The 8,151-nt window shown below is 50.4% G+C and carries 8 protein-coding genes; 1 reads left to right on the forward strand and 7 read right to left on the reverse strand.

Annotated elements, in window-relative coordinates:
• Positions 1-175: 175 nt before the first annotated feature.
• The gene (locus tag D568_RS0113445) at positions 176-1,123 is read left to right on the forward strand and encodes a sugar kinase (RefSeq protein WP_020210133.1); all 948 of its coding nucleotides are present in this window, start codon (positions 176-178) and stop codon (positions 1,121-1,123) included.
• On the opposite strand, the gene D568_RS0113450 is transcribed toward D568_RS0113445, so the two are convergent.
• The 7 genes from D568_RS0113450 to D568_RS0113480 form a co-directional block, all read right to left on the reverse strand.
• Positions 1,120-2,406, reverse strand: coding sequence for a hypothetical protein (locus D568_RS0113450; protein ID WP_020210134.1), 1,287 nt, complete (start codon positions 2,404-2,406; stop codon positions 1,120-1,122). The two genes, D568_RS0113445 and D568_RS0113450, sit on opposite strands and share 4 nt — an antisense overlap.
• Before the next feature lie 24 nt (positions 2,407-2,430).
• The gene (locus D568_RS0113455) at positions 2,431-2,814 is read right to left on the reverse strand and encodes a VOC family protein (RefSeq protein WP_020210135.1); all 384 of its coding nucleotides are present in this window, start codon (positions 2,812-2,814) and stop codon (positions 2,431-2,433) included.
• A gap of 311 nt (positions 2,815-3,125) precedes the next feature.
• Complete coding sequence (locus D568_RS0113460; RefSeq protein ID WP_020210136.1) at positions 3,126-4,433, reverse strand: TRAP transporter large permease; 1,308 nt, start codon at positions 4,431-4,433, stop codon at positions 3,126-3,128.
• Between the two features lie 74 nt (positions 4,434-4,507).
• Positions 4,508-5,002 (reverse strand): TRAP transporter small permease, encoded by a 495-nt coding sequence (locus tag D568_RS0113465; RefSeq protein WP_020210137.1) that lies wholly within the window; start codon positions 5,000-5,002, stop codon positions 4,508-4,510.
• A 9-nt stretch (positions 5,003-5,011) separates the two neighbouring features.
• Positions 5,012-5,995: a TRAP transporter substrate-binding protein gene (locus D568_RS0113470; RefSeq protein WP_020210138.1), complete on the reverse strand. Its 984-nt coding sequence runs from the start codon at positions 5,993-5,995 to the stop codon at positions 5,012-5,014.
• Positions 5,996-6,548: 553 nt separating this feature from the next.
• Entirely contained in the window at positions 6,549-7,592 is a 1,044-nt protein-coding gene (locus D568_RS0113475) for a LacI family DNA-binding transcriptional regulator (protein WP_026287042.1), read from the reverse strand.
• A gap of 235 nt (positions 7,593-7,827) precedes the next feature.
• On the reverse strand, positions 7,828-8,151 hold a 324-nt coding region (locus D568_RS0113480), incomplete at its 5' end, for an EF-Tu C-terminal domain-related protein (RefSeq protein WP_020210140.1).

Genomic DNA, 8,151 nt, shown 5'->3' on the forward strand with positions numbered 1-8,151 from the left:
AAGGCTTATATTCTCAACGACTGCAGGGGAAATAACTCCATTTACCGAGCAGCACATTATAGTAAAAAAGACTATATGATGACAGCCTTGAACAGCCCATGCCTTGAAAAACCGGCTTGACCAATTGTAGAATCGCGACCCAGTATCCAAAATTCAAACATAAAGAGATGACAAGATGGCACAGATTGCCTGCATTGGCGAAGTGATGATTGAGCTGGCCGGGGCAGAGCCCACGGCCGACGGTGGCGAGCGCAAGGCTCTGGGGTACGCTGGCGACACCTACAACACACTGGTTACCCTGGCCCGACTTGGCACCCGCAGCGCTTATGTGACACGCCTGGGCGACGATCATTACAGCGACGCTATTATTGAGCGGCTTGGCAACGAAGGTATCGGCACCGACACCATTGTGCGTCAAGAAGGTAAAGTGCCCGGCCTGTACATGATTCACAACAGCCCAGACGGTGAGCGCGAATTTTTTTACTGGCGTGATCGCGCACCTGCGCGTGATCTGTTTCATAGCGACGATGAAATGAGCACCCTGGCCGAGCAGCTGGCCGACACCGACATGGTGTATTTGTCTGGCATTACCTTGGCCATTATTGGCGAGACTGGGCGACAAAACTTATTGAGCTTTTTGCGTCGCTACAAAGAACGCGGCGGCAAAGTCGCCTTTGACAGTAACTATCGCCCTCGCCTTTGGGACAACCCACAGCAAGCCCAACAGGCCAACTCTGAGCTTTTAGCCCTGACCGATCTGGCACTGCTGACCCTGGATGATGAAGAGCTGCTCTGGGGTACCGATGGCGACGCCATTGCCGAGGTGCAGGCGCGCTACCAAGACTGCAACATCAGCGAGCTGGTCTTAAAGCGCGGCGCCGAGGATGTGATTATTATCAAAGGCGGCGAACAAGAGCGTGTTGCCGTTCCCAAGGTCACCGACATTGTCGACACGACCGCTGCGGGCGATACCTTTAACGCCGGTTACCTGGCCGCACACCTGGCGGGCAAAAGCCCCGCCGAGGCGGCAACCCAGGCCAACCGCTGCGCCGGCATTATTATTCGCCACCGCGGCGGTGTCATCGACAAACAAGTCTTTCTCAACGAGCTAGCCAGTCGCTAGTCGCGATAGCCTTCAGGCACAAAGCTCGTCAACCAGGCGGACACTTCGGCGGTGTCCGCCGGTACCTTAAGTGCGCGTCTTACGGGCTTGGCTTGCGGATAGCCACCCACCTGCTCCTGCGAGTCGATAATCCGCCCGGTTTTATTGCGGACACTGGCGACAATCCGCGCATCTACCTCATCGCGATCCCAGGGCCGAGCCCCCGCACGACTTAGTACCGATTCATACACCTCTTGCAACGGCAGCGCGGTTAATCCCTGCGGCCACACCGGTGGTTTATCCAGTAGCTGCACATCGCCCTGCACTTGGGGCATGGGCTTGTCGTCGAGGTTCAGCACCTGATTATCGTGCATATAGGCATCGCCCTGATAAGAAACCAACGCCAGGTCAGAGTAGCTGTCACGACCATAGCGCAAATCATTACCCACAACCGCGACTTTCGGATTACCGGGGCGACGCTCTTTGCCATCCCACTCGCCCTCTACATAACCCAACTGCACCGCAGCATTACCCAAGTTGTACATCAGGTTGTTTACCACCACACCGGTGGCGTGCGCTTTAAAATAAGGATTGCGGCGATCATTGTGCGCAAACAAGTTACCCACTACGGCAACCTCCTGCACATAATCGTGAATCAAAATGCCCTTGGAGTGCCTGCCCTTTTTATGGCTCGCATAATCCAAGGCTTCGGCAATAATGGAGTGACTAAAAGTCACCTTGCCCGAAGTTGCCTCAGGCCCTTTATAGCGCTCACCGGAGGCAGACATGTTTTCATCCACCGCCCAGCTGGCAGAGCAATGATCTATATGAATATTGCGCGCAAATTGCCGCGATATTCCAATACCGTCCGGCTCCCAACCTGAGCGCTCAACTTGATCATTCGTACCGGGACGAACACGAAGATGTTGCAGCCGCACATCGTGAGTGCCAATGCCAATACCACCACGAATAATGGTAATCCCAGGGCTGGGCGCAGTTTGCCCCGCCACAGTGAGGTAGGGCTCGCGGATGCCCATATTCTTGCCCTGCAAATCAATAATGCCGCCTACCTCAAACACGACAATACGTTTGCCTTTTTGCTCCAGGGCCCAGCGCAGCGAGCCCTCGCCTTCGGCATTTAAATTGGTCACTTTGATGACTCGGCCACCGTCACCTGCCGGGGTATCGACACCAAAACCAGACACACCTTGCAAACTTTGCGCACTTGCTAACGAAATAAGCAGGCACGCAAAAACCGTGGCGACTGTCTGCAACACAGTGCCACTAACACACAACTTCTTCATAAAACCTCCGGATTAGGAGAAGGACTACACCATGGGATTGCCGCGCTTACACAGCTGAATGGCAAAACCCCAAGGGTCTTTCAGCATGAGCAACACAGAACCATCGTTTAAACGGACATCGTCGACAACTTTACAACCAGCATTGCACAGGCGCTCAGCATCGACTTCGGGATCTTCACTGACAAAAGCAAGGTGCAAAGTCAGTGGATTCATGGAAGGATAATCCGGCACCTCATCGGGCGGATTGTTGTAAATTTCAATCATCACTTTTCCGGTAGAATCCGCCAGAAAGTGAGTGTGGGGCGCCTTATTAAATTTATGCTTTACCGTAAAACCCAAATGCGTGCAGTACCATTCGGCAATCGCAATAGGTTCGGCCACATTAAAGGCAAAATGCTCTATTCGCATACTAGGGCCTGCTAATACTAATTAAATACGCCTGCTGGAAACCAGTTTTGTTTCCAGTTAGGCGCCGTAAGCGAAGTTTGGTTATTCCAAATAAGCGAAAGCTGGCCCCGCGAACACAGCGAGTACTTGGGGTCGCGGCAACAACGCTGGGAGCAAAACTGGCTCCAGCCCTTCGGGTTGCGGCTAAAAATCTGCCACTCTGCGTTGCTTGTCGTTCGTTTGGAATGGCCAAACCACTCTCCTCGCGCCTTGATTGGCAAATTTTAAGTCGCAACAGACCGCATTTAATGAGTACTAACAGGCCCTGTGACTCACTTAGCCTCGTAAAGACCAAAGAATGTTGGTAAAAATTCGCTGATGGCGGGCACATAAGCGACCAGCATCAACACAACAATCATCGCCGCGTACATAGGCATTAAAGGCTTAACCAAACTGGCTATCGATGTCTTGGCAATCCCACAACCGACAAAGAGCACGGAACCGACCGGTGGCGTGCAAAGACCAATACACAAGTTAAGCACCATCATAATGCCGAAATGCAGGGGCGACATTCCCAGTTCCATTGCAACCGGCAGAAAGATTGGAGTAAAAATCAATACAGCCGGAGTCATATCCATAAAGATACCCACCAACAACAAAATCAAATTGATGGTCAGTAAAATAATAAACGGGTTATCACTTAAACCCATCAATGCAGAGCTGATGTTTTGCGGAATGTTTTCGTAACTCAGCATCCAACTCATGGCGGTTGAAGTAGCAATCAACAGCATCACAATCGCGGTTGTTTCTACCGACTTAATAAAAATTTCAGGCAGCTCTGGCAGCTTTACTTCTTTGTAAATAAACACCGACAGCAACAGAGAATACAGTACCGCAATCACACTGGCCTCGGTGGCGGTAAAGAAGCCGCCAACAATCCCGCCAATCACCAACACGATCAAAAACAGACTGGGCACAGCATCCAGGGTTTTCTTGGTCAATTCTTTCATGGTGGGAACACGACCCACTGGGTAGCCGTGCATTTTGGCGTACACCGCGCACACGCCCATCAAACTTAACGCGACCAGAATACCGGGCAGGTAACCGGCAATAAACAGGGCCGCAATAGACACGCCGCCACTGGCAAGCGAATACACAATTAAGATATTACTTGGAGGGATAAGCAGGCCAGTTGTCGACGACGCGACGGTGACTGCGGTATTAAAATTTTTGTCGTAACCTTCTTTCTCCATGGTGGGAATCATAAAACCACCGATGGCCGAGGTAGCTGCCACCGCCGAGCCCGAAATGGCGCCGAAGAGCGTGCAGCTAATAATATTCACAAACGCCAGGCCACCGGGCAGCATGCCAATCAGCACCTTGGCAAATTCAATCAGACGGTGCGCAATACCACCGCGCCCCATTAACAGGCCGGACAGCACAAAAAAGGGGATGGCCAGCAAGGCAAAGCTGTTAATACCACTGGCCATACGCTGCGCGACCGTTACCGCAGCTGGACCAAAATCAATGGTAAACAACATGGCGGCGAAGGTAGCAATACCAATACCGATAGAGATAGGGACATTCAGAATCAACAGAACGACGAATGTCACCAACAGAACTACGACGGACCAATCCATCTGACTACCTCAACTACGTTTATTTTTGCTCAATTATGTTTATTCTTGCGATTGCGCGGCGGCAAACGGTAAAACTATTCGTAAAATTCCAAGGTTTCCGGCTCCGGATCTCCGTTAAAAATTCGATCCAGCGAGAACAGCACAATCAAAATTCCACTTAAGGGAATGACGCTGTAGAGGTACCCCACTTTCACCTGCAACGCCGCGGACATTTGATCCAACTCCAGCGTAAGCAACATCAGCTTAGCGCCGCCATAAATCATAATGACCGATGCGAACACCATGCAGACGATGGAAATAAAAATATCCAGTTTGCGCTTGGCCGCACCCTCGAGTTTTTGCGACAGAATGTCCAGCCCCAGGTGCGCTTTTTTACGATAGGCGTAAGCGGCACCCAACAGACCAATCCACACCAATAAAAAACGCGCCAGCTCTTCGGTATAGGAGCTGGGCTCTTTTAATACAAAACGGGTCAACACCTGCCAGGTAACGTCCAGCACCATCAGCGCCATTAACAAACCCACCACGGCACCCAATATTTTTTCGATAATTTGTGATAACGCTTTCATAGGGCCAACCTACATCGCCTTGAAGGTCTGAATCAGATCGTAAATTTCGGTGCCTTTGTAGGATTCGTGCATCTGTTGCACCTTATCCATAAAGGGCTTTTTGTCGGGGCGAATAACCGTTACACCCGCCGCCTCTACCGCATCCAGTGCTTCTTGGGTTTTCTCGGCCCAGAGTTTGCGCTGATAGACAACCGCATCATCCATCGCCTGTTGCAGCCACACCTGCTCCTGCTCATCTAGGCTATTCCATATATAACTACTGATCAGCACGATATCCGGTACAGACGTATGCTCGTTAAGGGTGTAGTACTTGCACACTTCATAGTGTTTGGAGGTGTAGAAGCTCGGTGGATTATTCTCGGCGCCGTCCACCACACCCTGCGACAGCGCTGTATAAAGCTCACCCCAAGAAATTGGTGTGGGCGAACCTCCCAGCGCTTTTACCATCTGCAATGCGGTTTGACTTTGCTGCACACGAATTTTTTGCCCGGTCAAATCCTCAGGCTTATGTACAGCTGTACCCACGTTATAAAAGCTGCGACTGCCCGCATCAAAATACCCCAACCCGCGCAAGTTAACGGAGTCTCCTGCCAGCAGCAGCTTTTTACCTTCATCGCTGTTCAGCACTCGCCAAAAGTGCTCGTTGTCACGAAACACATAGGGAACGTTGAAAACCTTCATGGCGGGTACAAAACCTTCCATGGGGCTAGAGGACACTTTGGTCATTGCCAGGGAGCCGATTTGCAACAGCTCCATTAACTCGCGCTCGCTGCCGAGCTGGCCGCCGGGGTAAATGTCGATTTGCATTTTGCCGCCGGAAATTTCCGTCAGGCGTTCGGACATAAACACAATGCCCTGATGCACAGGGTGGGTTTGATCGAGAGTATGCGCCATCTTTAAAGTGCGCACTTCGGTATCGCCGCTGCAGGCCGACAACACACCCGCCAGCAGCGCTAAATACGTTATTTTTATCCAGGGCTTACCCATGCTCATTCTCACCGCTATTATTGTAATGGGCTTTATAGTCAATAAAACTATAACACAGCTTTGCAAAATATAGCTCTGTATAGCATCGCTCTGACTCGTCTCTAGTTCCCAGCGATCACTGCGAAAAAAGCGGGGCCGACATGTGCTAACCGCGAAAGACGGCCGACCAAATTCAGTGGAGCACCATGCCAGCACCCGCGCCGGGCCAAAAGCCCCAAGGAGAGCCACACTTGATTGGCCAGACCGATAGCAGGTAAACAGCCACCTAAGGGCCATAGCCTGAGAGTGAGTCAGCTACCCAATATAAATGGCAATCAACCTATCTGACCAATCGGAGGGAATGTTTACACAAAAGGCCTGACAAAACAAGCCTGAAAGAAAGGATTTTTCGACAACCTATCTGACCAATTTAAGGGCAATGAAATTATGGGCGATTTATTTTTGTGTTTTCCGCCCAAGGGTCAGATACAGACTTCATCCAGAAAAGCATAAGCCCCAATTTGCGGGATATTCTCACCGCAAATCCCTGGGACACGCAAAGAGGGATCAATGCATTTTTTTATTTAGCAACGGAATCTCGTACTACAATGGAATGAGGCAAAACAATATGTTTATTAAGTTTTATCCCCAAAAGGCTGTCTGCACGAATGGCCTCGATCAATAAATCCACCGAATCCGCCGACATCTGATCGATAGGCTGCTTCACCGTTGTCAATTGTGGCCAAATGGTACGAGCGATCGTTGTATCATCAAACCCCACCACAGCAATGTCTTCCGGTACACGCAGGCCGCGCTTGTGAACCGCAGCAATAACCGCGCTTGCCATATCATCGTTGCTGGCAAAAATTGCCGTTACCGGCTCACCTGAGTCCAGAATTTTATCGGCGGCGAGCATACCGCCATCAAAGTTAAAATCACCTTCGGCCACCACCGCCTTTTCCTGAGAGATGCCGTGAGTCGTCAGAGCATCACAAAAGCCTCGGAAACGATTTGCCGCCACGCCTTGATGGCAATCACCCTTAATGAAACCGATTCGCTCATGTCCCTGCTGAATCAGAAATTCGGTCATCTCGTAAGTAGCTTTATAATCATCAATAGAGACGTAAGCCGACCGATCCATTTCCAAGCCTGGCCCGACACGGACATAACGAATACCAGCTTCCTCTAATGCATCCAATAAAGGTAAGTATTCACACAGTGGCGGCGGGACTATAACACCGTCTAACAAATAACGGCTGCTTAAATCATTGACGATTTCTCCCACGTTCGCTGCACCAAAACTACATGACTCCAGCACCAAGTGGTACCCAAGTTCATTGCAACGCTGCAGCACACCAATTAGATATTGACTAATGTAGCTACCAATGGAGTTATCGTAAAAAAAACCGACTAAATAGGATTGAGAACCGGATAAGCTTCGAGCTGAAACGTTGAGCCTATAGTTGAGAGCTTCCACAGCGTCCATAACACGCTTTTGCGTCTGCTCAGACACCTTGTCATGATTAAGTACCCGTGAAACTGTCATAATGGATACTCCAGCCATGCTGGCGACATCCTTCATAGTCACTTTTTTAGCCTTGCCTGCCCCGTCTCTTCCACTCATGTGCTTACCTTTATATTTTGCCCAGTATCGGCTTTATTGTTGTTGAGAGAACCCCCACTAAAACCAGAGACGACTCTGGATCAATAGAGTTATCCTTGAGATATTCCATCAAAACTCTGATCATATTGATAACATAAATACCCATAAAAGACTATGAGGCGCACCGCAGGGAATAATCCGAGCATAAAAAAAGGCCACTCGAAAGTGGCCTTTTTCACAACGCAGCTAATTAAGATTAGTCGTTGATTTTGGCAACCACACCAGCGCCAACAGTACGGCCACCTTCGCGAATCGCGAAACGCAGACCTTCTTCCATCGCTACTGGGTTGATCAGGGTAACGTCCATCTTAACGTTATCGCCTGGCATTACCATTTCCACGCCTTCTGGTAACTCACACGCACCGGTTACGTCGGTGGTACGGAAGTAGAACTGTGGACGGTAGCCTTTAAAGAACGGAGTATGGCGACCACCTTCGTCTTTAGACAGTACGTAAACTTCCGCTTCGAACTTAGCGTGCGGAGTGACAGAACCTGGCTTGGACAGTACTTGACCACGCTC

This window comes from Gilvimarinus chinensis DSM 19667, from assembly GCF_000377745.1.
Taxonomy (GTDB): domain Bacteria; phylum Pseudomonadota; class Gammaproteobacteria; order Pseudomonadales; family Cellvibrionaceae; genus Gilvimarinus; species Gilvimarinus chinensis.

What these genes read in the sequence shown, in the direction of transcription:
- D568_RS0113445 (WP_020210133.1), top strand. Translation starts at nt 176, where the DNA reads ATGGCACAGATTGCCTGCATTGGCGAAGTGATGATTGAGCTGGCCGGG.
- D568_RS0113450 (WP_020210134.1), bottom strand. Translation starts at nt 2,406, where the DNA reads ATGAAGAAGTTGTGTGTTAGTGGCACTGTGTTGCAGACAGTCGCCACG.
- D568_RS0113455 (WP_020210135.1), bottom strand. Translation starts at nt 2,814, where the DNA reads ATGCGAATAGAGCATTTTGCCTTTAATGTGGCCGAACCTATTGCGATT.
- D568_RS0113460 (WP_020210136.1), bottom strand. Translation starts at nt 4,433, where the DNA reads ATGGATTGGTCCGTCGTAGTTCTGTTGGTGACATTCGTCGTTCTGTTG.
- D568_RS0113465 (WP_020210137.1), bottom strand. Translation starts at nt 5,002, where the DNA reads ATGAAAGCGTTATCACAAATTATCGAAAAAATATTGGGTGCCGTGGTG.
- D568_RS0113470 (WP_020210138.1), bottom strand. Translation starts at nt 5,995, where the DNA reads ATGAGCATGGGTAAGCCCTGGATAAAAATAACGTATTTAGCGCTGCTG.
- D568_RS0113475 (WP_026287042.1), bottom strand. Translation starts at nt 7,592, where the DNA reads ATGAGTGGAAGAGACGGGGCAGGCAAGGCTAAAAAAGTGACTATGAAG.